24 protein-coding genes and 1 tRNA gene are annotated in these 24887 nt (G+C 32.7%); 21 read left to right on the top strand and 4 right to left on the bottom strand.

Going from position 1 to position 24887, the window contains the following annotated elements; translation table 11 throughout:
- Positions 1-28: 28 nt before the first annotated feature.
- From DFQ02_RS01010 to DFQ02_RS00940, 15 genes are all read left to right on the top strand, one after another.
- Entirely contained in the window at positions 29-1999 is a 1971-nt protein-coding gene (locus DFQ02_RS01010) for a penicillin-binding protein (protein WP_116039127.1), read from the top strand.
- The gene (locus DFQ02_RS01005; RefSeq protein ID WP_116039126.1) at positions 1996-3459 is read left to right on the top strand and encodes a UDP-N-acetylmuramoyl-L-alanyl-D-glutamate--2,6-diaminopimelate ligase; all 1464 of its coding nucleotides are present in this window, start codon (positions 1996-1998) and stop codon (positions 3457-3459) included. The genes DFQ02_RS01010 and DFQ02_RS01005 overlap by 4 nt, the downstream gene beginning before the upstream one ends.
- Before the next feature lie 42 nt (positions 3460-3501).
- On the top strand, positions 3502-4743 hold the full coding sequence (mraY, locus tag DFQ02_RS01000) for a phospho-N-acetylmuramoyl-pentapeptide-transferase (RefSeq protein WP_116039125.1): 1242 nt from the start codon (positions 3502-3504) through the stop codon (positions 4741-4743).
- A complete protein-coding gene (gene murD / locus DFQ02_RS00995; protein WP_116039124.1) occupies positions 4744-6075 on the top strand; it encodes a UDP-N-acetylmuramoyl-L-alanine--D-glutamate ligase in 1332 nt (443 codons plus the stop codon). It begins immediately after the preceding gene.
- Positions 6076-6079: 4 nt separating this feature from the next.
- Complete coding sequence (locus DFQ02_RS00990; RefSeq protein ID WP_116039123.1) at positions 6080-7273, top strand: FtsW/RodA/SpoVE family cell cycle protein; 1194 nt, start codon at positions 6080-6082, stop codon at positions 7271-7273.
- Positions 7273-8370 (top strand): undecaprenyldiphospho-muramoylpentapeptide beta-N-acetylglucosaminyltransferase, encoded by a 1098-nt coding sequence (murG, locus tag DFQ02_RS00985; protein WP_116039122.1) that lies wholly within the window; start codon positions 7273-7275, stop codon positions 8368-8370. Before DFQ02_RS00990 ends, murG begins: the two co-directional genes overlap by 1 nt.
- On the top strand, positions 8367-9719 hold the full coding sequence (gene murC, locus DFQ02_RS00980) for a UDP-N-acetylmuramate--L-alanine ligase (protein WP_116039121.1): 1353 nt from the start codon (positions 8367-8369) through the stop codon (positions 9717-9719). The genes murG and murC overlap by 4 nt, the downstream gene beginning before the upstream one ends.
- Before the next feature lie 16 nt (positions 9720-9735).
- Positions 9736-10425, top strand: a complete 690-nt coding sequence (locus tag DFQ02_RS00975; protein WP_317124685.1) for a cell division protein FtsQ/DivIB — start codon at positions 9736-9738, stop codon at positions 10423-10425.
- Between the two features lie 95 nt (positions 10426-10520).
- Positions 10521-11825, top strand: a complete 1305-nt coding sequence (ftsA, locus tag DFQ02_RS00970) for a cell division protein FtsA (RefSeq protein ID WP_116039120.1) — start codon at positions 10521-10523, stop codon at positions 11823-11825.
- A gap of 50 nt (positions 11826-11875) precedes the next feature.
- Positions 11876-13816, top strand: a complete 1941-nt coding sequence (ftsZ, locus tag DFQ02_RS00965) for a cell division protein FtsZ (protein ID WP_116039119.1) — start codon at positions 11876-11878, stop codon at positions 13814-13816.
- 112 nt (positions 13817-13928) lie between these two features.
- Entirely contained in the window at positions 13929-14378 is a 450-nt protein-coding gene (locus DFQ02_RS00960; protein ID WP_116039118.1) for a GatB/YqeY domain-containing protein, read from the top strand.
- Positions 14379-14406: 28 nt separating this feature from the next.
- A tRNA-Arg gene (locus DFQ02_RS00955) sits at positions 14407-14480 on the top strand.
- 125 nt (positions 14481-14605) lie between these two features.
- On the top strand, positions 14606-15442 hold the full coding sequence (locus DFQ02_RS00950; RefSeq protein WP_245940187.1) for a zinc-dependent peptidase: 837 nt from the start codon (positions 14606-14608) through the stop codon (positions 15440-15442).
- An 80-nt stretch (positions 15443-15522) separates the two neighbouring features.
- Entirely contained in the window at positions 15523-15942 is a 420-nt protein-coding gene (locus DFQ02_RS00945) for a CBS domain-containing protein (RefSeq protein ID WP_116039116.1), read from the top strand.
- Between the two features lie 45 nt (positions 15943-15987).
- Complete coding sequence (locus DFQ02_RS00940) at positions 15988-16407, top strand: CBS domain-containing protein (protein WP_116039115.1); 420 nt, start codon at positions 15988-15990, stop codon at positions 16405-16407.
- Here DFQ02_RS00940 and rpe read toward each other — a convergent pair.
- The 4 genes from rpe to DFQ02_RS00920 form a co-directional block, all read right to left on the bottom strand.
- Positions 16404-17063, bottom strand: coding sequence for a ribulose-phosphate 3-epimerase (rpe, locus tag DFQ02_RS00935; RefSeq protein WP_116039114.1), 660 nt, complete (start codon positions 17061-17063; stop codon positions 16404-16406). The genes DFQ02_RS00940 and rpe overlap by 4 nt on opposite strands.
- Positions 17064-17240: 177 nt before the next feature.
- A complete protein-coding gene (locus tag DFQ02_RS00930; RefSeq protein WP_027137161.1) occupies positions 17241-18104 on the bottom strand; it encodes a sigma-70 family RNA polymerase sigma factor in 864 nt (287 codons plus the stop codon).
- 172 nt (positions 18105-18276) lie between these two features.
- Positions 18277-18651, bottom strand: coding sequence for a hypothetical protein (locus tag DFQ02_RS00925; RefSeq protein WP_116039646.1), 375 nt, complete (start codon positions 18649-18651; stop codon positions 18277-18279).
- Between the two features lie 65 nt (positions 18652-18716).
- A complete protein-coding gene (locus tag DFQ02_RS00920; RefSeq protein WP_116039113.1) occupies positions 18717-19715 on the bottom strand; it encodes a hypothetical protein in 999 nt (332 codons plus the stop codon).
- A gap of 137 nt (positions 19716-19852) precedes the next feature.
- Between DFQ02_RS00920 and DFQ02_RS00915 the strand changes: the two genes are divergently transcribed.
- From DFQ02_RS00915 to DFQ02_RS00890, 6 genes are all read left to right on the top strand, one after another.
- Positions 19853-20131, top strand: a complete 279-nt coding sequence (locus tag DFQ02_RS00915; RefSeq protein ID WP_116039112.1) for a hypothetical protein — start codon at positions 19853-19855, stop codon at positions 20129-20131.
- Between the two features lie 333 nt (positions 20132-20464).
- Positions 20465-21610, top strand: a complete 1146-nt coding sequence (locus DFQ02_RS00910; protein WP_116039111.1) for a helix-turn-helix domain-containing protein — start codon at positions 20465-20467, stop codon at positions 21608-21610.
- Between the two features lie 119 nt (positions 21611-21729).
- Positions 21730-22416 (top strand): DUF6134 family protein, encoded by a 687-nt coding sequence (locus DFQ02_RS00905; protein WP_116039110.1) that lies wholly within the window; start codon positions 21730-21732, stop codon positions 22414-22416.
- An 18-nt stretch (positions 22417-22434) separates the two neighbouring features.
- On the top strand, positions 22435-23349 hold the full coding sequence (locus DFQ02_RS00900) for a sterol desaturase family protein (protein ID WP_116039109.1): 915 nt from the start codon (positions 22435-22437) through the stop codon (positions 23347-23349).
- A 12-nt stretch (positions 23350-23361) separates the two neighbouring features.
- Positions 23362-24165 carry an SDR family NAD(P)-dependent oxidoreductase gene (locus DFQ02_RS00895; RefSeq protein WP_116039108.1) on the top strand — a complete coding sequence of 268 codons (804 nt, stop codon included), beginning with the start codon at positions 23362-23364 and terminating at the stop codon, positions 24163-24165.
- Between the two features lie 540 nt (positions 24166-24705).
- Positions 24706-24867, top strand: coding sequence for an AraC family transcriptional regulator (locus tag DFQ02_RS00890; RefSeq protein WP_116039107.1), 162 nt, complete (start codon positions 24706-24708; stop codon positions 24865-24867).
- Positions 24868-24887: the final 20 nt, after the last annotated feature.

Genomic DNA, 24887 nt, shown 5'->3' with positions numbered 1-24887 from the left:
AAACCGACTCTACTTTATTTCAGGCTGTATGTTTGTCTTCGGTCTTGCGGTAATGTTTAAACTTTTTAGTATTCAATTTGTTGATGGAGAAAAGTATAAAGCGCTTGCAGAAAAGCGTGTTGTAAAAGATGTTATTATTCCAGCAAATAGAGGTAATGTTTATTCAGTAAATGGTAATTTGCTAGCTACCTCAATACCTAAATACGATATAAGAATTGATGCTCTTACTTCGTCTTCTAAGAATTTTAAGGAGTACCTAAAGCCCTTATCAGATTCGCTTGCTAAGTTTACTGGAAAGTCATCAGCTTACTATCAAAAAGAATTGCAAAAAGCAAGAAATAACAAGAATAGGTACTATTTGTTAGCTAGAAATATTGGCTATTCTGACTATGTGAGAATTCGAAATTTTCCATTGTTAAATCTTGGAGCTTTTAAAGGGGGTTTGATAGTTGAACAAACCGAAAAGAGAGAGCGTCCCATGGGTGGGATAGCACAAAGAACTATTGGGTATGAGCGAGAGGATGAACATGGCAACGTTACTCGTCCAGGAATTGATGGTGCCTTTGGGGTAAAGTATTTACAGGGTGTGGATGGTAAAAGAAAAATGCAACGTATTGGAAAGGGGCAGTGGAAGCCATTGAGTGATGCTAATGAAATTGAACCAAAAGATGGTTTTGATATTTATACCACTATTGATGTAAATATTCAGGATATAGCCCATCATGCCCTTTTAAAACAGTTGGAAACTTATAAGGCGGAACATGGCTGTGTGGTTGTAATGGAAGTTGAAACGGGTGAGATACGAGCTATTTCAAATTTAGGTAGAACAAGTAAAGGGACTTATTACGAAAAGTTAAACTATGCGGTAGGAGAAAGTCATGAGCCTGGTTCTACATTTAAACTAATGGCTGTGGCTGCGGCGCTTGAAGACAAAGTAATAGATACCAGTGATGTTGTAGATACTGAAAAAGGTGTATTAACTTTTTATGGAAAGAAGGTTAGAGACTCAAAATGGGGTGGTTATGGTAAAATTTCTGTTTCAGAGGCTTTTGAGGTGTCGTCAAACACTGGTATTGTAAAAGCAATTCATAATGCATACAAAGACAAACCTGAAAAGTTTGTAGATAGGTTGTATGCCATGAATTTAGATGATACACTTCAAATTCCAATCATTGGAGAGGGGAAACCTGTTATTCCAGATCCTAGAATTAAGAATGGTAAATGGAGTGGTATTGCGTTGCAGTGGATGTCTTATGGCTATAATGTTAGGTTAACACCATTGCAATCACTTACTTTTTATAATGCTATTGCTAATGATGGTGAAATGGTAAGGCCACGTTTTTTAAAAGAAGTTAAAGAGTTTGGTAAAACAATAGAAATCTTTGATAAAGAAATTATTAATAAGCAAGTGTGTTCAAAAGAAACCATCAAAAAGTTACAGCAATTGCTTAAAAACGTTGTGGAAAAGAAACATGGTACAGGTCATAGACTATATTCTGAAAACTTTTCTATGGCAGGTAAAACAGGAACGGCTCAAACTGAGTATTGGATGGAGGATTGGAGTGAAAATAAACGTTACATATCCTCTTTTACTGGCTATTTTCCAGCCGATGAACCAAAGTACTCCTGTATAGTGGTTATACATAAGCCAGATATAAGTGTGGGATACTATGGGGCAGATGTGTCCGGTCCGGTATTTAAAAGAATTGCTCAAAAAATATTTACAGACACACCATTAGTTGATGAAGTAAAAGCCTTGGAAATTAAAAAAGCTTCCGTAGAAAAGGAGTATAATGGTTATTATAGTTTAGCTCAAACTTATAAAACTATTATGCCCAATGTAGTTGGGTTGCCAGCAATGGATGCGGTGGCGCTTTTAGAAAATATGGATGTAAAGTTAAAGGTGAAACTGAACGGTAGCGGCACTATAATAAAGCAATCCATTGACAAAAGTGTAAAACTAAAAAATAATCAAACCGTCGTTTTAAACGCTTCATGAAAGTATTAAAAGACATATTATATAAAGTTTCTATCAATGCAGTGGTAGGTAATACAAATATTGGTATAAATGCAATTCATTTTGATTCTAGGAGGGTTGAGGAAAATGATTTGTTTGTAGCTATTAGTGGAACTGTAGTTGATGGACATGATTATATTAAAAATGCTATTGAGCAGAAAGCTATAGCTATTATTTGTGAAGAACTTCCGCAGGTTTTAGCTGAAGGAGTGACTTATGTTGAGGTTGATAACTCAAATAGAGCCTTAGCCTTTTTAGCGTCTAATTTTTATGGGGCGCCATCTGAAAATTTAAGACTTGTTGGTGTTACCGGAACTAATGGAAAGACCACTGTTACAAGTTTGTTGTATCAGTTGTTTAAGAATGCCGGATACAAAGTAGGTTTACTGTCAACAGTGAAAATTTTAGTAAATGACAAAGAGTACAAAGCAACACATACTACTCCAGATTCATTAACAATCAATAAATATTTAAAGGAAATGAATGATGAAGGTGTTGAGTTTTGTTTTATGGAGGCAAGCTCTCACGGAATACATCAATTTAGAACCGAAGGTCTTTATTTCGAAGGCGGAGTTTTTACCAACTTATCACATGATCATTTAGATTATCACAACACATTTGCAGAGTATAGAGATGTAAAGAAGTCATTTTTTGATAATCTTCCAAAAAAGGCTTTTGCGCTTGTAAATATTGATGATAAAAATGGCTTGGTGATGTTGCAAAATACCCAAGCAAGAAAATTTACTTACGCACTAAAAAGTTATGCTGATTATAAAGTTCAAATTCTAGAAAACCAATTTGGAGGTCTATTGCTCAAAGTGGGTGATAACGAAGTCTGGACTAAGTTAATAGGGAATTTTAATGCTTATAATGTATTAGCAATTTATGCCACAGCAGAATTGTTAGGGCTTGAAACGTTTGAAATTTTAAGGTTAATTTCTGGCTTGGAAAGTGTTACTGGTCGATTTCAATATTTAATTTCAGATGAAAAAATTACGGCCATTGTGGATTATGCTCATACGCCAGATGCTCTTAAAAACGTATTGGAAACTATCAATAGTATCCGTACTAAGAATGAGGAACTAATCACCGTGGTGGGTTGTGGTGGCGATAGGGATAAAACAAAACGTCCTAAAATGGGTCATATAGCAACTGAGTTAAGTACGAAGGTAATTTTTACAAGCGATAACCCTAGAAGCGAAGAGCCAGAAGCCATTTTAAAAGATATTGAAGCTGGTGTAGAGCCTCAAAATTTTAAAAAATCATTAACCATTGTAGATAGAGCACAGGCTATTAAAACCGCTTGCCAGTTAGCGCAGCCAAACGATATTATTTTAATAGCAGGCAAGGGTCATGAAACCTATCAAGAAATAAAAGGAGAGCGCTTTGATTTTGATGATTATAAAATCGTTCAAGAGTATTTAAAACAATTACAAAAATAAAAATGTTGTCCTGAGCACTGTCCAAGGACTAAGAATTAAGATATGCTGTATTACCTATTTGAATATTTAGAAAAACAATTTCAATTTCCGGGAGCAACCCTGTTTGGTTATATCACATTTAGGGCTGCCTTTGCAATGATTTTGTCGCTTCTAATTTCTACAATTTATGGTAAAAGAATTATTCGTTTTTTACAAAGAAAACAGTTAGGTGAGACTATTAGAGATTTAGGTTTAGAAGGTCAAGCGGAAAAAGCGGGAACACCAACTATGGGAGGTGTTATTATAATTCTTTCAACGTTAATACCGGTTCTTTTACTTTCAAAATTAGAGAATATATACATCATTCTTTTAATAATTACAACTCTTTGGATGGGTGTTATTGGTTTTGTTGATGATTATATTAAGAAATTTAAGAATAATAAAGAGGGCTTAAAGGGCCGCTTTAAAGTTATTGGTCAGGTAGGTTTAGGATTAATTGTTGGGCTTACATTATATTTTCATCAAGATGTTGTAATAAAGGAAAAATTACCTGCTGCAGAACAACAACAAATTCTAGAAGCTAATCCTGATGCTAAAGAATCGGCATTTTTCAAGCCCGAGGAAAAATCTACTAAAACTACCATTCCTTTTGTAAAAAAGAATGAGTTTGATTATGCCGATTTAATTACTTGGATTCATCCAGAGTTACAAAATTATGCTTGGGTCATTTTCATCCTTATTGCTATAATTATTATAACTGCGGTTTCAAATGGAGCGAATCTCACCGATGGCATTGATGGTTTAGCAGCTGGGACATCGGCAATAATTGTACTCACCTTAGGGATTTTTGCTTGGGTATCTGGTAATATTATTTTTTCAGATTATTTGAATATCATGTATATCCCAAGAGTTGAGGAAATTACTATTTATATAGCTGCTTTTGTTGGGGCACTCATTGGTTTTTTGTGGTACAATGCCTACCCAGCACAAGTATTTATGGGTGATACGGGGAGCTTAACTATTGGAGGAATTATAGCAGTAATTGCTATTGCGGTTCGTAAAGAATGGTTGATTCCGGTATTGTGCGGCATCTTTTTAGCCGAAAATTTATCTGTGATTATGCAGGTAAGTTGGTTTAAATACACCAAGAAAAAATATGGTGAGGGAAGAAGGATTTTTAAAATGTCTCCTTTACATCATCACTATCAAAAATTAGGATATCACGAAAGCAAAATAGTAACCCGTTTTTGGATTATTGGAATACTACTAGCAATTCTATCGATAGTAACATTGAAGATTAGATAGATGAAAAAGTTAGTTGTTCTTGGTGGTGGCGAAAGTGGAGTTGGAACAGCACTTTTAGGCAAAGAAAAAGGGTATAGTGTTTTTGTATCAGATAAAGGAACAATAAAAGAAAAATACAAACAGGTTCTTATACATAATGAGATTGAATGGGAGGATGAAACACATACAGTAGATAAAATTCTTGAAGCAGACTTGGTTATGAAAAGTCCGGGTATCCCTGATAAGGTGGTATTGGTAAACAAAATAAGGAAAAAAGGAATTCAGGTGGTTTCAGAAATTGAATTTGCTTCTATGTATACTAATGCTACCATTGTAGGAATTACTGGGAGTAATGGCAAAACTACCACAGCGAGTTTAACACATCACATATTAGAACAGGAGTTAGAGGTTGGTCTTGCGGGTAATATTGGAGACAGTTTTGCTAAACAGGTTTTAGAAGAAAATCATCCAAATTATGTTTTGGAGATAAGTAGTTTTCAATTGGATGATATTATGAAGTTCAAACCTCATATAGCCGTCATTACTAACATAACACCAGATCATTTAGATAGATATGATTATAAATTTGAGAATTATATCAAATCTAAATTTAGAATTGCAGAAAATCAAACGAAGGAAGATTATTTGATTTACGATGCTGATAACGAAGTGATTGTAAATCATTTAAAACGTAGCCCAGTTCAATCAACATTATTGCCGTTTTCAATAGAAAAAAAGATTGAAAATGGAGCCTATTTAGATAACGATAATATAATACTAACAGTAGATAACAAACAATTTATTATGCCAACAGCAAATTTAGCATTAGAAGGAAAACACAACATTAAAAACGCTATGGCTGCTTCAACAGTAGCACATTTATTAAAAATAAGAAAACAGACCATTAGAGAAAGTCTAGAGAATTTTCAAGGGGTTGAACATCGTTTAGAAAATGTTCTAAAAATTAATAAAGTACAATATATAAATGACTCTAAGGCAACTAATGTAAATGCAACATATTATGCTTTGGAGAGTATGGATGCACCTACAGTTTGGATTGTTGGCGGGGTTGATAAAGGTAATAGCTATGAAGAGTTATTCCCGTTTGTAAATGAAAAGGTAAAAGCTATCATTTGTTTAGGTGTTGATAATGAAAAACTCATAAAAACTTTTGGGAATATGGTAGATATTATTGTTGAAACTCAGTTTATGAGTGAAGCGGTTAAAATAGCATATAAAATAGCAGATTCTGGTGATAATGTGTTGCTGTCTCCAGCGTGTGCAAGTTTTGATTTGTTTGAGAATTATGAAGATAGAGGACGCCAATTTAAAAATGCAGTACGAAACTTATAATTAAGTGCAAACACTATTCAAAAACATAAAGGGTGATCGTTTAATATGGGCTATAGTTGCGTTGTTGGCAATACTATCTTTTTTGCCTGTGTATAGTGCTGCCAGTAATTTAGCTTACAAGGGTGGTGGTAGCAATACCTTTGCGTTTTTTGTCAAGCATTTTATGCACTTGATTTTAGGGTTTGCCATTATGTATGGTGTACATAAAATTCCATACCGGTATTTTAGAGGTTTGTCACTCATTATGATTCCAGTTGTTTTGGTTTTATTGGGTGTAACTATGTTACAAGGTACTGTTGTAGAGGGGGCTAATGCAAGCAGATGGATTCAAATACCCTTTGTAGGCATGTCTTTTCAAACATCAACTTTAGCATCTGTGGTTTTAATGGTATATGTAGCAAGATATTTGTCAAAAATAAAGGATAAAAAAATAACGTTTAAAGAATCTATTTTGCCACTTTGGATTCCTGTTTTTTTAGTGTTAGGAATGATTTTACCTTCAAACTTTTCAACAACTGCCATCATTTTTTTAATGGTAGTTATTTTAGCTTTTTTAGGTGGATATCCAATTCGGTATTTAGTTGCTATAACAGGTTCAGGTCTATTAATGTTAGCTTTGTTTGTATTATTAGCTAAGGCTTTCCCGGAGTTCATGCCAAATAGAGTAGATACTTGGATGAGCAGAATTGAAAGCTTTTCAAATGGTGAAGATACCGAGGCTGATTATCAAATAGAAAAGGCAAAGGTTGCTATAGCATCTGGAGAAATATGGGGTTTAGGCCCTGGAAAGAGTAGGCAAAAAAACTTTTTACCACAATCGTCCTCAGATTTCATTTTTGCAATCATCATTGAAGAATATGGATTGTTAGGCGGAGTTACTATCATGTTTTTGTACATGTGGTTGTTATTTAGAATTGTGATAGCGGCACAAAAATCAGATACCGTTTTTGGAAAGTTGTTGGTTCTAGGGGTTGGTTTGCCAATTGTATTTCAAGCATTAATAAATATGGCTGTAGCAGTTGAGTTGTTTCCTGTTACAGGGCAAACACTACCACTAATTAGTAGTGGTGGTACATCTATATGGATGACCTGTTTGGCTATTGGAATTATTTTAAGTGTTAGTGCTAAAAGAGAAGAAATAAAAGAACAAGAAAATATAGAAGAGAATCCGTTGGAAATTCTATCAGAAACAATTTAATGAGTCATTATAAGATCATATTGTCAGGTGGTGGTACAGGGGGGCATATTTACCCTGCTATTGCCATTGCTAACGAGTTAAAATTGCGTTACCCTGATGCTGAATTTTTATTCGTGGGTGCTAAAGATAGAATGGAAATGGAAAAGGTGCCCCAAGCTGGATATGATATTGAAGGACTCTGGATTTCAGGAATTCAACGTAGTTTAGCATTAAAGAATCTATCATTTCCTTTTAAAGTAATTAGTAGCCTTTGGAAAGCTCGTAAAATCATAAAATCGTTTAATCCTGATATTGCCATAGGAACAGGTGGTTTTGCGAGTGGTCCATTGTTATACGTAGCTGCTTCAAAAAAAATCCCAACCCTAATACAAGAGCAAAATTCTTATCCAGGAATCACTAATAAGTTATTGGCTAGAAAAGCCAAAAAGATATGTGTGGCTTATGATGATTTGGAGCGATTTTTTCCAAAGAAAAAAATTATCAAAACAGGTAACCCAGTGCGTCAAGACTTGTTGAATGTAGAGGCTAAAATAGTTGAGGCAAAGAATTATTTCAATTTAAAACACGGAAAATATACCTTGTTAGTAATAGGGGGGAGTTTAGGGGCTAGAAGGATTAATGAACTTATCGAGAAAGAACTTGATTTCTTTGATACTCAAAATGTTCAAATTATATGGCAATGTGGTAAACTCTACTACCAACAATACAAAATTTACAACCACACAAATAACGTTCAAGTTTATGAGTTTTTAAATGATATGGGGTCTGCCTATGCAGCAGCAGATATAATTATTTCAAGAGCTGGAGCGAGTTCAGTGTCTGAACTATGTATAGTAGGTAAGCCAGTTATTTTTATACCTTCTCCAAATGTTGCAGAAGACCATCAAACCAAAAATGCCATGGCAATTGTTAATGCAAATGCGGCTATGATTATTAAAGAAGAAGATTTAGAAGTAGATTTTGAAAACAAGTTTTCGCAATTAATAGCATCACAGGAAAAGCAAAAAGAATTGGGAAAGAATATAAAAAAATTGGCCTTGGTTAATGCAACAAAAGATATTGCAGACGAAGTAGAAAAGCTATTAAAACGGAAATGAATTTAGAACATATACATAAAATCTATTTTGTTGGTATAGGAGGTATTGGTATGAGTGCTTTGGCTAGGTATTTTAATGCAAACAAGAAACTAGTGGTTGGGTATGATAAAACCTCAACTGAAATTACTGATGCTTTAATTGATTTGGGTATTGATATTAATTTTAATGATTCTATAGAAAATATACCAGTGGCATTTTTAAAACCTGAAAATACTTTGGTAGTTTATACACCCGCTATTCCTCAAAGTCATTCACAATTGACCTATTTTAAAAACAATCAATTCATAGTATTAAAACGATCTCAGGTTTTAGGCTTGATTACAGATAATACGTTTTGTTTAGCAGTAGCAGGAACACATGGTAAAACTACAACATCGAGTATTTTGGGTCATTTGTTATATGAGTGTGGTGTTGAGGTTACTGCATTTTTAGGAGGTGTTACAGAGAATTATAATTCTAATTTGATTTTAAAAGGAGGTGAAGTATCTGTAGTTGAGGCTGATGAATTTGACAGGTCGTTTTTAAAGCTGTCACCAGATATAGCTTGTATTACCTCTATGGATGCTGATCATTTAGATATTTATGGAGAAGCAAGTGCTTTAAGGGATTCTTTTATCGCGTTTACAAAAAGAATTAAACCAAAAGGGAAATTGTTTGTTAAAAACGGATTACCTGTAGAGGGCATTACCTATGGTCTTGAAGATGATTCCAATTATTCTGCTCAAAATATAAAAATAGAAAATGGCACCTATGTTTTTGATATAAAAACACCAAAAACAGTGTTGAAAAATATACACTTTAACCTACCCGGTAGACATAATTTGTCGAATGCATTAATAGCCTTGGCGATGGCTGTGGAGTATGGTTGCCCTCACCAACAGCTCGCTAAGGCTTTAGCATCTTTTAAAGGGGTTAAAAGACGATTTACATATCAAATAAAAACAGAGAATTTAGTTTTTATTGATGATTATGCGCACCATCCAGAAGAAATTAATTCTGTACATCAAGCTGTGCGTGAAATGTATCCAAACAAACAAGTGTTGGCTATTTTTCAGCCACATTTATTTAGTAGAACAAGAGATTTTGTAGATGAATTTGCCCAAAGCCTATCGCAGTTTGATGAGTTGTTGTTATTAGATATATATCCAGCTAGAGAGTTACCGATTGAAGGGGTTAATTCTGCATGGTTATTGGGTAAAGTAAAGAACAAAAACAAAGGTTTAGTTAGTAAAGATTTACTTCTAAAAAAAATACGCCAGAGTAATGCTCAGGTTATACTCACCATAGGGGCAGGCGATATTGGAGAGGAAGTGAAAAAAATAAAAAAAGAATTGAGTGTTGCGAGTTAACTGGAACTACATAAAAATGCTAGTTTTATCCGTTGTGGTAATCTTTTTGTATGCCTTTTCAACTCATAGAAATGATGGTAGAAAAGTTTCAGAACCACAAGTAGAGTTTGTTGGTGAAAATAGCTTGTTTTTAACCCATGAGAATGTTAGTAAATTGTTAATACAAAATCGGAAAAGCCTTAAAAATGTGCCAAAAGAAGCTTTAGATTTGAATGAATTAGAGAAAGCCCTGAAATCTAATCCAATGATTAAATCTGCTGAGGTGTATGTGGCTGTGAATGGCACATTTAATGCCAAAGTTGAACAAAAAACACCCATAGCACGAGTGAATACAAACGCATCATATTATATTGATGATGAGGGTTCTTTTATGCCTTTGTCAAGTAATTATTCTGCTAGAGTGCCACTAGTTACTGGTTATGTTGATAAAAATAATCTAAAAAATGTCTTTACAATCGCCAAGAAAATTCAAAATGATGAGTTTTTAAAAAAGCATGTTATTGAGATTTATCAGAGCTTAGATAAAGATGTTTTTTTGAAGCTCAGACAATGTAGGTTTCTTGTGCAATTAGGAGATGTAAAGTTGTTGGATAAAAAAATTAATAATCTAAAGGCGTTTTATTTAAAGAGTACAAAAGAAGGTACGCTTAATGAGTATAGGAATGTCAATTTACGGTTTGATAACCAAGTAGTTTGTAGTAGATAAAATAAAGATGTTTTAAGAACATGTTAAAGTGTCTAGAGCAAGAATTGAAAGAATATTGAAGTATGAAATCTCAATTATTGAGTAAAAAGTAAACTATGGAACATAATTTATCAGTAGGATTAGACATAGGAACAACGAAGATTGTGGCCATGATTGGTCGTAAAAACGAGTATGGTAAACTTGAGATTTTAGGAATTGGTAAATCTAAGAGTTTAGGTGTACATCGTGGGGTGGTTAATAATATAACACAAACTATTCAGTCTATTCAACAGGCGGTACAAGAAGCTGAAGCTGCTGCCGATATTAAGATTGAAGATGTGACTGTTGGGATAGCAGGTCAACACATTCGTAGTTTACAACATAGTGATTACATAACCAGACCAAATTCAGAAACCGTCATTGATGAAGATGATATTGATAGATTAATTAATCAAGTACACAAGCTTGTTATGTTGCCAGGTGAAGAGATTATTCACGTGTTGCCACAGGAATATAAGGTAGATGGGCAAGCAGAAATAAAAGAGCCTATTGGGATGTATGGTGGAAGATTAGAGGCCAACTTTCATGTAGTGGTTGGTCAAGTGTCTTCAATCCGAAATATTGGTAGATGTGTTCAAAGTGCTGGATTAAATTTAGAAGGTATTACTCTAGAACCATTAGCCTCTGCAAATGCCGTTTTAAGTCAAGAAGAGAAAGAGGCTGGAGTGGCGTTGATTGATATAGGTGGCGGAACTACCGATTTGGCTATTTTTAGAGATGGTATCATTCGTCATACGGCGGTAATTCCATTTGGAGGAAACGTCATTACAGAAGATATAAAAGAAGGTTGTTCTATTATAGAAAAACAGGCTGAACTTCTTAAGATAAAATTTGGATCCGCATGGCCAGGAGAAAATAAGGATAATGAAATTGTATCCATTCCAGGGTTACGTGGTAGAGAGCCAAAAGAGATAACCCTTAAAAATCTTTCAAAAATAATTCATGCCCGTGTTGTGGAAATTATTGAACAGGTTTATGTGGAAATTAAAAACTACGGACACGAAGAACAAAAGAAAAAGCTCATTGCAGGTATTGTTTTAACTGGAGGTGGCAGCCAATTAAAGCATTTAAAGCAGCTGGTAGAATATATCACTGGAATGGATACTAGAATAGGATATCCTAATGAGCATTTAGCAGGTGATAGTGATGATGATATCACAAGCCCATTATTTGCAACAGCTGTTGGTTTGGTTCTAGATGGTTTAAAACGTCAGGAGCGAAAAAAAATTGAGGCTCAAACTGAACAAGTAATTGAAGAAAACCAGCCTGAGGAAATTAATGAAGAACCAAAAAAGGAACGTAGATCGTTTTTAGATAAATTAACCGATAGGGTTAAAGATTTTCTAGATAATGCAGAATAACATATTTCATTGAATAAAATTAGTACAAAAACCCCAGAAAAATAGAATTTATGAGCAGCAACAAAGAATTCGAAAGCATCACATTTGATTTACCCAAAAACCAATCAAATGTTATTAAGGTCATCGGTGTTGGCGGCGGAGGAAGTAATGCAATAAACCATATGTTTCAGCAAGGCATAAAAGGTGTAGATTTTTATGTATGTAATACCGATGCTCAAGCACTTCAAAACAGTGGTGTGCCTAATAAAATACAACTAGGTGTTAATCTTACCGAAGGTTTAGGTGCTGGTGCCAACCCTGATGTAGGAGAGCAGGCAGCAGTTGAAAGTTTTGAGGAGATTTCCAGAATGTTGGATTCTAACACTAAAATGGTATTTATCACAGCTGGAATGGGCGGTGGTACAGGTACAGGGGCTGCACCAATTATTGCTAAAATGGCTAAAGATTTAGATATTTTAACAGTTGGTATTGTTACTATGCCATTTCAGTTTGAAGGTAGAATGCGTTTGGAACAGTCTCAAAAAGGGATTGAAAAAATAAGAAATGTTGTAGATTCTTTGATAGTGATAAATAATAACAAGCTTCGTGAAGTGTATGGAAATCTTGGTTTTAAAGCAGGTTTCTCTAAGGCAGACGAGGTTTTATCTACTGCTGCTCGTGGTATCGCTGAAGTTATTACACATCACTATACACAAAATATAGATTTACGTGATGCTAAAACTGTGTTAAGCAATAGTGGAACCGCTATCATGGGTTCTGCAGTAGCATCAGGGCAAAATAGAGCACACGATGCTATAAGAAAAGCTTTAGATTCGCCATTATTGAACGATAATAAAATCACTGGGGCTAAAAATGTACTATTGTTAATAGTTTCTGGTTCGCATGAAATTACTATTGATGAAATTGGAGAAATTAATGACCATATTCAGGATGAAGCTGGTCATGGAGCAAACATTATCATGGGGGTTGGAGAAGATGGATCTTTAGAAGAGTCTATTGCAGTAACAATAATAGCCACAGGTTTTAATATTGAGCAACAAGATGAGATTTCTAATACAGAAACAAAAAAGGTCATTCACTCATTAACATCAGAAGATCAGGATTTAAGTGCTCAGAAAAAAGAGCCTGTAATAATTACTCCTGTAATTGAATTAGAAAAAAAGCAAGAACCCCCAATTGTTCGTCATACTTTAGAATTGGACAACGAAGAGGAGGAGTCACATGTGGTTAAAAGTTTATCCAAAGATGACGATTTAATTTCTACTACAGAGGTTGTTAAAAATATCAATGTGATATATGATGAGGTTAAGGCAAATACTGAAGAGCAAGAAGATTTTATCATAAAACCAGTGACAAGAATGGTGGCTGATGTTGAAGAACCATCAGATAATGAGGATGAGAAACAAATTACATTAACGTTTGATTTGCCAATTCCAAATGTAGATAAAGAAAACATCAATGAAACGAAAGAAGAGGTTGTTTCATATGATTTAAATGATGATGTAAAAGAAATTCCAGTAAAAGATTATATAGAGTTAATTACAGTTACAGAAGCCAATGAGGAAGGAGAAGTACGCTACGCTTTAGATGATTACATAGAATTAGAGTCTGCAATGAATGCTAAGAAAAACGATTTAGAAGTTTTAGAAGACCTAGATAACGAAGTTGTTTTTGAAAAGAAGGTTGTTCAGGAAGAACAAGTTGAAGATGTAGCTGAAGAAATTGACCCGATGAATAGCCCTATTTCAGAATTATTAAAAGAACGTGCAGAGGAGCGAAGACGTAAAATGAAAGACTTTAACTATAAATTTAATAATGCTAAAATAGATGACATAGAAAAAGTGCCAGCATATAAGCGTCAAGGTGTAGATTTAACAGATGCTAAGCATTCATCTGAAACAGATATATCCAGAACTAGTGTAGGTTTGGATGATAATGACGATATTCAACTTAGAAGTAATAACTCTTTTCTGCACGATAATGTAGATTGATGAGCAGACTAACTCACTTTTTAAACCCGAAAAGACACAAAATCTTTTCGGGTTTTTAATTTCAATTAAGGAGGTTCTTTTTTTATCTTCGCAATCTATAAATTTAGATAAAATGAGCTTACAACAAGATCTAATGGCAGCTTTAAAAGATGCTATGAAAGCAAAAGATCAAACAGCTTTAGCAGCATTACGTGCTGTTAAATCTGCAATTTTACTAGCGAAAACAGAAGCTGGTGCTGGAGATGAATTAACTCAAGAGCAAGAACTGAAGATACTTCAAAAACAGGTTAAACAGCGTAAAGATAGTGCTGCGGTATACTTGGATCAGGGAAGAGGGGATTTGGCAGTTCCAGAACTTGCAGAAGCTGAAATTATTAGTCAGTTTTTACCAGAGGCTTTATCTGAAGCAGAAATTGAGAAAGTAGTAGTGGCTGTTATAGAACAGGTTGGGGCAGAAGGTATGAAAGATATGGGTAAAGTCATGGGGGTTGTTAGTAAGCAATTAGCAGGAAAAGCTGATGGAAAAACCATTTCCAATATCGTTAAAGCTAAACTCTCTTAAAATATAGGATTCCTTTTTAGGAAAAAATGGCTGCGTAGTTCAACTGGATAGAATATCAGATTTCGGCTCTGAGGGTTGGGGGTTCGAATCCCTCCGCGGTCACAGATTTTAAAAAAGCAAGCTACTAAAGCTTGCTTTTTTGTTTCTGATTTTATGAAAGGCCGATTAATTTAAGTATGTGGTAATTTCATGCATACATTTACGTTATAATCTAAAAAATAAATTTGGTGCTAGAAAAGTATTCTATTGGAAGTAAAATCATTTTGCTAACTCTCTTTGCAGTTTTGTTCTTCATGGTGTTGCGTTATGTTACTAAGCTATTTGAAATGGCTTATGTTATAAAGCATAAGAGACCACTCTATACGCATTTTTATATTTTTAAAAGAAAACTTAGTTTATCTCAAAAGTCGATTTTAAAAAAGAAGTTTACATTTTATAATAAATTACCTTTTCAATATCAAGTTTACTTTGAACATAGGTTAGCATCATTCATAAAAGATAAGGATTTTTTAGGAAGGCAGGGTGTGATAGTTACAGAAGAAATGAAAGTACTAATTTCTGCTACCGCAGTTATGTTAACCTTTGGGTTTCGAGACTTTTATATTGGTTTAATTTCTAAAATTGTTATTTATCCTAAGGAGTTCTATTCTAAATCTAATAATGCTTACCATAAAGGAGAGTTTAATCCTAAGTTTAGGGCATTAGTGCTGTCATGGAAGGATTTTGAAAAAGGTTTTGAAGATGGAAAAGACAATCTAAACCTTGGTATTCATGAGTTTACGCATGCCATTCACCTAAATAGCATAAAAGAACGAGATGTTAGTTCCACCATTTTTAGTGATTCATTCAAAGAGCTATCAGAAATACTATCAAGGCATGAGTATTTGCGGGAGGCATTGATTTCTTCAGAATATTTTAGAAGATACGCTTTTACTAATCAGTTTGAATTTTTAGCTGTAGCTATTGAAAGTTTTATAGAAACTCCCCATGAGTTTAAAAGTCAGTTTCCTAGGGTTTATAATAAGGTAAAGCAGATGTTAAACTTCAATTTTGCGGGCTACTAGTAATCTACATGATTTTTGTCATAATTTAGGAAACAGTTCTTTAATAACTTTAGAGATAACTAAACTAAAATATAAATGTCATGATTAGAAAAGCGCCTATTTCAATGATAATGACCGAGCGAGTTATTACATTGAATAAAACAGATTCCTTAGAAAAAGCAGAATACTTATTTAAACATCATAATATTAGGCACATTCCCGTAGTAGATGGTGAGGTGGTGGTTGGTATGTTAAGTTATACAGACTTAATGCGTTTAAGTTTTGCAGATATTACTAACGAAGATGAAGGAGATACTGATGCTTTGGTATACAGTATGTTTACTATTAATCAAGTCATGAAGAAAAAAGTAGTATGTGTGTCACCTTCAAACTCCATAAAAGAAGTAGCTGAAATATTAGCAACTAAGGAGTTTCATGCACTACCTGTGGTAGATAACAATAGGTTAATAGGAATAGTAACTACTACAGATTTGATAAAATACCTTTTAAAGCAATTCTAACTTAAGTCTTTTCATGACATTTATATTTTGCTAAAATCTTAAGTTATGAGACATCATGAACCAGTTTCTAACATCATGACCAAAAAAGTGTTTGCTATTACGCGTTCTGATAATTTGCAGAGTGCTGAGATGCTATTTAAAAGATATAAAATTAAACATATTCCAGTAGTGTCCAAGGAAACTGTAATTGGTATGCTTAGTTATACCGATTTAATGAGGATAAGTTATGCTGAAGCTGCAGAAGACAATAGTTATTCTGTTGATTCTGTAGTTTATAATATGTTTACAATTGAACAGGTAATGGTAAAAGATGTTGTTACAGTTAATAGTCAAACTTCTATAAAGCAAGTAGCTAAAATATTAGCCGATAAAGATTTTCATGCGTTGCCAGTTGTAGACGGTAGTACTCTTGTTGGTATAGTAACAACTACAGATTTGCTTAATTATTTCATAAAGGAACTTTAGGAATTGGCTAGCTCTTTTAAGTCTCTTATAGTTTCAATTTGGTTGCTACTTCTAAAAATATAGCTTCCAGCAACAAAGGTGTCTGCGCCTGCTTCAACAAGGGCTTTAATATTTTTATTAGAAACACCTCCATCTATTTCTATGCGGGTACTTAAGCCTTGATCATTAATCATTTTTCTAAGTTTCTTTACTCTGTTGTAAGTGATATCTTCAAATTTTTGTCCACCAAAACCAGGATTAATAGACATTAATAACACCATGTAGCATTTAGGTAAAATATCTTCTAAAACCGATATGGGTGTGGTTAAATTTAACACTACGCCAGCCTTACAACCAGTGGCTTCAATTTGAGTAAGTGTTCTATGTAAATGAACCGTAGATTCGTAATGAACAGTTATAATATCGGCACCTATTTTTGCAAACTCTTCAATATAGCGTTCTGGTTTTTCAATCATTAAATGAACATCAAGCGGTTTTTTTGCATGTTTTTTTATAGCTTGAATAACTGGCATGCCATATGAAATGTTTGGAACAAAATGACCATCCATAACATCAATATGAAACCAATCTGCATCACTATTATTTACCATTTCTATATCACGCTGAAGATTTCCAAAATCTGCTGCTAAAATTGAAGGTGCAATAAGTTTGTCCATGCAATAAAAGTTTGATACAAATATAGAAACTCTTTTTTGAAGTCACTCTCCTTTGTGAAGGATTTAAAGTAGAACAAAAAACAAACCCCCGGTAATCAGCCGGGGGTTCTTTCATCAATCAAAAAACGAACAGTTATGTGTAACTGTTGTTGCCGAAATTTAGGGGTAATTTGATAATTATCCTAAATAAGTTTTTAATATTTTACTTCTAGAAGTATGTTTTAATCTTCTAATAGCTTTTTCTTTAATTTGTCTTACACGCTCGCGGGTTAAATCAAAGGTTTCTCCTATTTCTTCTAAGGTCATTGGGTGTTGATTACCTAAACCAAAGTACAATCTAATAACATCAGCTTCACGAGGTGTTAAAGTTTCTAATGCTCTTTCTATTTCTGTACGAAGAGATTCATGCAATAACTCTTTATCTGGATTAGGTGATTCACCACTATTTAAAACATCGTATAAATTAGAGTCTTCGCCTTCAACTAAAGGAGCATCCATACTTACATGGCGACCAGAGTTTTTCATAGACTCTTTAACATCGTTAATAGTCATATCTAACTCTTTAGCAATTTCCTCTGCACTTGGTGGACGCTCATGACTTTGCTCTAAAAAAGCAAAAGTCTTATTAATCTTATTAATGGAACCAATCTTGTTTAATGGTAAACGTACAATTCTAGATTGTTCAGCTAAAGCTTGTAAGATAGACTGACGGATCCACCAAACAGCATAAGAGATAAACTTAAAACCACGTGTTTCATCAAATCGTTGTGCCGCTTTTATTAGACCTAAGTTACCTTCATTGATTAGGTCGGGTAGAGTAAGGCCTTGATTTTGATATTGTTTTGCTACCGATACTACAAAACGAAGGTTAGCCTTTGTTAACTTCTCTAAAGCTACTTGATCACCAGCTTTGATACGTTGTGCTAACTCTACTTCTTCATCAGCGGTAATTAAATCTACCTTGCCAATTTCTTGCAAATATTTGTCTAACGATGCAGTTTCTCTATTAGTAACCTGCTTCGTAATTTTAAGTTGTCTCATCTAAAAATTTCCTGTAATTTAATTGTGAATAATCGAGCGTTTAGTAGTTATACGTAAACAAACCAGATAATGTTACAAAAAGTATTAAAATATTTGTTTCTTTTATACTTTTGAATACTTAAAAGCACATAAAGCTGCTATTTTGTCTGAATAATGCAATGAATAATTTAAGTTAAATACGAATAAGTTTTTTATCACCTAAATTAATATCCTGTAACATTTCTTTTGAAAATTGAATATGTCCTCTAGTGGTAATTAATTTAAATCTGCGGGATTTAAGATTACTTAGTGTATTTAAAAATAACCATTTTGATTTCAAGAGTTTTGGTTTTTCAGATTTTAAACTAATGTCAAAATAGTAGGTCCTACCTTCTTTAGTGGCCACCACATCAGGAGTTATTGAGATGTTACTACCTGCTTTAGTAAATGATTTTGGTGTTTCATATCCTTCCAAATCTGCTTTGATGTTTTCAAAGTTATGGTTTTCCAAATACGTTATGGAGTCTTCTAAAATGTCTGTGTACTTTTCTTTGTCTTCTTTAATCATAGTCATTAACATAATGAAAATACATTAAAAAGCAAGTTTTTAACAAGATTTAACAAATGGAGTTTTTACAGAAAAGCCATTTTATAATCTAAGTTTATACGTTCTTTGGCAATGGAAATCTTTTGGTGAATCATTTTAAAAAAAAGAGTCCTGTCACGTTCTCCAGAGGTAGCTAGCAATTTGGAGTTGGACATTTGTTTGTTTAAAAAATCATTCATCATTTCACAGGTATCTTGGTGTTCAATTTTAAAATAGCTTAACACTGTAAATGGTGAATAGAAAACCTTTTGATGAGGTGTCCTAACCATTATGGTGTTGTTTAGCATGTGTAAGTCACATTTATAAAGATGAAAAAACTTTTTGTTATTGGGAGTTCCAATACTTTGTTCAATAGTTTGCTTTTCGGTATCATTAATCACCTCATGTACATCGTCACAAATTTTAAGCGCTACATCTTTAGAAACTAAGCCAGCTTCAAAGTAGTATAGAATTTGTTGTAGCGTACCAGTTACAGTGTTGTCATTCCACAACTCTGTAATACTTATATTTTTGTATATGCTACCTAAGGCGAAAGCACTTTCTAATAGAGAGTTTGGTATGGTTTTCATCCATTCATCGAAAGAAATTTGGCTTTTCGCCATGTCTATATTTAAATCTTTTAACCAAACATACATTTTGTATCGGGTAAGAAGAGAGTCGTTTAAGGTGTGAAATAAAGGGATATCTTTTGCTGAGTAAAATATTTCAGCACCTTTTAATTTAGATAAAACCTGAACATTTTGGAGAGAAACTTTTAACCAGTGTTCTAAAGCCACTTCATTTTTAGGCTCAGGAGGAAGTTCTACAACTATGGTATTTTGATTACCAATTTCAAAAAGTTTATTTAATGATACTTTAAAATGTCGTGCCAAAATGACGCCCTCTTCTAAAGAGAGATTGGTTTTTAAATTTATACGTCTGTAGGCTGCATCGTAACCAATGTCTAGAACCGATGCTATTTCTTCAACAAAAGAAGTACTGTCAGATGTTTTAGATTTTAAAAGTGTAATGAATTGTTCTTGCATTTTTTGAAAATTATAGGTAGGAAGTCAGTAGTTATTGTGAAAATTACAAAAAGTTATTTAATATTTTATGGTTTTGGTCTAATCATTATCAATATTCGCAAACTAAATTTGTACTGTAATCAATTATATGTCAATAAATGAAATCAAAAAATAACATAAAAACATCAGGGATCTTCCTTTTTTGGTCTTTACCAAGTGTTTCTATGGTAAAGGCATATAAGCAAAAATGTAACCAATTAAATCAAGCCATTAAAAAAATGAGTTGTGTTGAAATCATAACCATTGAAAACGAGATTTTAAAGCTAATGGAAATAGGAATTGAATCTGGTAGCTATTTTGGCTTGAAAAACATAAAAGGACAGATAGAGAAAATATTATTAAATGTTAATCATATAAAACATATTGTTTTACTTTAAAATATATTAAAAATGATTGGAGCAATACAAAATGAAATTAAAAAACAGTGTAAATATGTAATAGAGATGATAGATAGCTACCTGTTCTATTTTATCATAAACAAGGAATATAAAGAGAAAATTAAAAATACTAACTTGAGTATTGGCAAATAATATTTTGTTTGCTTTAATATAATTTTTCTTTATTACAAATTTAACACCTACCTATATTTTCTTGCTATAGTACTTATTATTAAGTTTTTATTATCTTAGCGTATGTTGTTTGATGGTTTTTCTGTCAGATAATGGTTAATATCTATACTTTTTTTCCTAATTTACGGTCATTAGGTAGTTATGAGTATTGTTTCAATTGTTAATTTTTTACTAATAGCAGGTGTTGTACAAGGTTTTGGGTTTAATCTTGTAACCGTATTTATTAGAAAAAAGTTTAATAAAACAATTCTTTTTCTCAATCTAATTATTCTTTTTATTTCATTAAATAATCTACAGCGCTGGCTTATTGAGCAAGGTCATATTTCAGATTTATTTGTAATTCAGCAATTGGAAGTGCCTTGGTATATACTTACTATACCTATGTTTTATGCTTTTACAACGCATTTTTTAAAAGTTGAAAATAAGGTTCGTGGTTTTATAAAGTTGTCACTTATTATTTTCACTATAGAATTAATTTTACGTTTATGTTTAATTTCTTATGTATATCATGAAGTTCCAGATAGAGACCCTCACATAATAAAAACCTATACCCTAGCAGAGGATGTTTTCAATTTAGTTTACATGATATATTTATTTGTAAATGCTTGTGTCATAATTTTTAGAAGGCATCACTTAACAGAATATATTTTATCTTTTGATGATTTAAACTGGATGAAATGGTTTATTAGACTGGGAACCATTGTTCTAGGGTTATGGGCTGTAGCCTTAACTATAACCATATTTACAGGCAATGAAGACGCTTATTTATTTCTTAGATTAGGTACTTCAATTCTGCTTTATTGGTTAGGTTATCAAGGATTTTACAGATATAGTGTTGTACAAGATAGAATATTGTTAAGAAACTCTATTGAATCAGATCAAGTATTAATCAGTTCAAGTAAAATTGCTTATGATCCCAAAAAGGAGGATGATTATATAAATGAAAGGCATAAACGGGATTTTGAAAAAATTAGGAGTCATATTGTTGATAACAAACTATATCTAGATCCACTTTTGAGTATGGAATCTATTGCTTCTGAAATGGGAATGAGTAAAAGTTATTTTTCTAGACTAATAAACACCTATAGTGACTTTAATTTTTCAGATTTTATTAATTCTTTAAGGGTTGAACAAGCTAAAAAATTTCTATCTAATGATGAATTTAGTGAATATACCATTGTTGCCATAGGCCTTGAATGTGGTTTTAATTCTAAATCTACATTCTATACGGCTTTTAAAAAGTTCACTTCTGAAACGCCAACTGCTTTTAGAGCAAATTTTGATTGATTTATAGTCCGAGATTATCGTTGGACATCCTAATTCTTACTTCATAGACCTTATAGGATACTTACATGGTGTCATGCTTATAATTTTATGATTGTTATTAATCGTAAAAACAAAGCGTCATGATACCAATGTTAATAATGTATGTTTTAAGAAGATCAAAATATGGAAGTATTATTGTTAAAAAAATTGAGAGTAACAAACGTGTTTTTTTAAGATTTATAATGCTTCTTGCTATTCTATTAGTTACCAAGGTTCAAGCTAATACGGGAGGCCAATCTTTAAGATATAGCGTTGTAAAGAACAACAAAGTAATAGGGTCTATTGCTATAAATAAATCTGAGGGCAATAATACCATTACCTATACTCTAAAAAGTGAGATTAACGCTAAATATATCATAAGATTTAATATAGAGGGAAGTGAAAGGTCAGTTTATAAAAATGGTAAACTCATCTTTTCATCTGTTCTCAGAAAAGTTAATAACAAGGTTAAATCTAATCATTCCATAAGTTTTCATAAAGGTTACTATAATTTAAAGACTTCAGAAAGTGAAGAGCGTTTGAATTTCAGAGCTATAGCTCAAAACTTGATTATTCTTTACTTCAACGAGCCTTTAGGCGTAAGAGAGGTTTATTGTGATAATCAAAGAAAAATGGCAAAAATTAACCGGCTTTCCAATGGAAGCTATAAGGTGAATATTTCAAAAGATAAGTATAATATTTTTCATTATGAAAGAGGAAGATGTGTAAAGGTTGAAGCGTTTAGTTCTATATTCAAAGTTATTTTAATTCCTGATAATAATGCTTAATTCAATAAATAATTAGTTATGGAAACTATTTCATTAAATCCAATTGTTTTTGCTGCCCCACTTTTAATAGCCCTTATTATAGGTGAAATCATCTACAGTAAATTAAAAGGTCATACTAAACTCTATTATTGGAAAGACTTTTTGGCAAGCGCCGGATCTGGTTTAGCAACATTGTTATTAAATCCAGTAGCTAAATTTATATTTTCTGCCATCTTATTTTATGGTGTTTATAATCTTTTTAACCCAATTGTTGAAGGTGTTCGTATAAACCTATTAGGTTATGAAGCTTTTGGTTGGGCTTGGTATACCTGGATTCTAGCTTTATTTCTTAATGATTTTAGTCACTATTGGGTACATAGATGTAATCACACCGTTAGAATTATGTGGGCAGCACATATGGTGCATCATTCTTCAGAGCATTACAATTATGGTACCGCATTACGGTTAAGTTGTATTGCCATTTTCTACAAACCCCTATTTTATTTATGGTTGCCTGCTATTGGATTTCACCCTGAAATGATTATAGTGTGTATGGGGGTTGAGTCTGTTTGGCAATTTTTGTTGCATACCTCCTATTGTCCAAAGCTTGGGTGGCTTGAATTTTTATTGATTACACCTAAGCAACATCAAGTACATCATGCAACCAACCTGCAATATCTTGATAAAAACCATGGTGCTATTTTTAGCATCTTTGATCGTTTATTTGGAACATGGAAAGAGTTTCAGGAAGAAGATGATATTAATTATGGAGTACTGCATGGACCAAACTCATATAATCCAATAAAAATTACAACCTACGAATTTAAAGCCATTTGGTTAGATGTAAAAAATGCAAAAAGTCTTAAAGAAGTATTTATGTATGTGTTTGGTCCGCCAGGATGGAGTCCAGACGGATCATCCCTTACCGTTAAGCAACTTCAACAAAAATTATAAAATAATATTATAATGAAAAGAACTGAGTATAAAACAGCTTTAGTAACTGGAGCAGCTTCTGGATTGGGATGGGAATTCTCAAAAATATTGGCTAAAAACAATTTTAACCTTGTTTTAATTGACATTAATATTCATAAACTACACGAAGCTAAGAAACTTATTGAAAGAAAACATACTGTAAAAGTAATAACCTTGGTTAAAGATCTAAGTCGGCCTAATATATCTGAAGAAATATTTAAAGATATAAATACAATTGATATATTAATTAATAATGCTGGTTTTGGTGTTTTTGGTCATTTTGTAAATACAAGTTGGAAAAGTGAATCTAAAATGTTGGATCTACATATTAAGACTACCACTGAGCTAACGAAGAAGGCTTTAGAGATAATGACAGAACAAGGATATGGAAAGATATTAAATGTAGCCTCAATGGCTGCTTTCCAGCCAGGTCCTTTAATGTCAATTTACTATGCTTCAAAGGCTTATATATTATCATTTTCTTTGGCTATTGCTAATGAACTTAAAGGGACTGGAGTCACAGTTACAGCTTTGTGTCCGGGTCAAACAAAAACTAATTTTCAAAAAGTGGTATCAGCATCATCTTCACCAAATAAAATTAAATTTAATATGTCAGATGCCAAAACAGTTGCTTCATATGGTTATGCTGCTTTGATTAAAGGAAAGGCTATTGCTATACCCGGGTTTCTTAATAGGTTTTTGGCATTATTGACAAGGTTTATTCCCAGAAATACAGTTACGGCCATAGTGAGAAAGATTCAAGAGAAAAATAGGAGTAAAATTATTCTACAAAAGTAATATTAAAACAAATAGAGATTTATTAACATTATCCCATTCGGAATTGTAATATAAGTGAGTATTTGTCAGCTTGAAATTTTATGTTGTCAAAGAAAAATCTATTATCTTATAATTATAAGAGATTTATTTACAGGTATTTCCGGTTATATTTTATATGAATTAGCACTTGCTTTGGCTTCAAAGAATATCATAATCCATATATCGGTAAGAGATTCAAAGTCTGCAAAAGTGCCACAGCAAAAAAAATGTAGTTTTATGCAAAGGAGACATATGAAATTATGAATCTATTGAAAAAGATCAAATACTCATTGGCTCAAGTAAGGAAACGAATGATGTTAAGAAGGAAGATGATTTTATAAACGAAAAACATTTTAAGTATTTTGAAAATATTAAAAGCCATATTTTTAACAATAACTACATTTAGATTCTTTGATTAGTATGGAGTTTCTAGCTTCAGATATGAGAATAAGTAAAAGCTATTTTTTAAACTTATAAACTCCTTATAGTATTTGTAATTTTTCAGATTTTATTAATTCATTATTGGTAGAACAAGCTAAAAAGTTTTTATCTAATGATGAGTTTAGTGAATATGCAAATGTTGCTATAGGTCTGGAATGTGGGTTTAATTTTAAGTCTATATTCTATGCGGCTTTTAAAAAGTTTACTTCAAAAACTCCTATTGTTTTTAGGGAGGAATATTAGTCCGAGATTATCGTTGGACA

The sequence above is a fragment of the Seonamhaeicola aphaedonensis genome (genome assembly GCF_003386195.1).
In the GTDB taxonomy this organism is placed as follows: domain Bacteria; phylum Bacteroidota; class Bacteroidia; order Flavobacteriales; family Flavobacteriaceae; genus Seonamhaeicola; species Seonamhaeicola aphaedonensis.
This window is presented reverse-complemented; position numbering and strand designations above follow the sequence as displayed.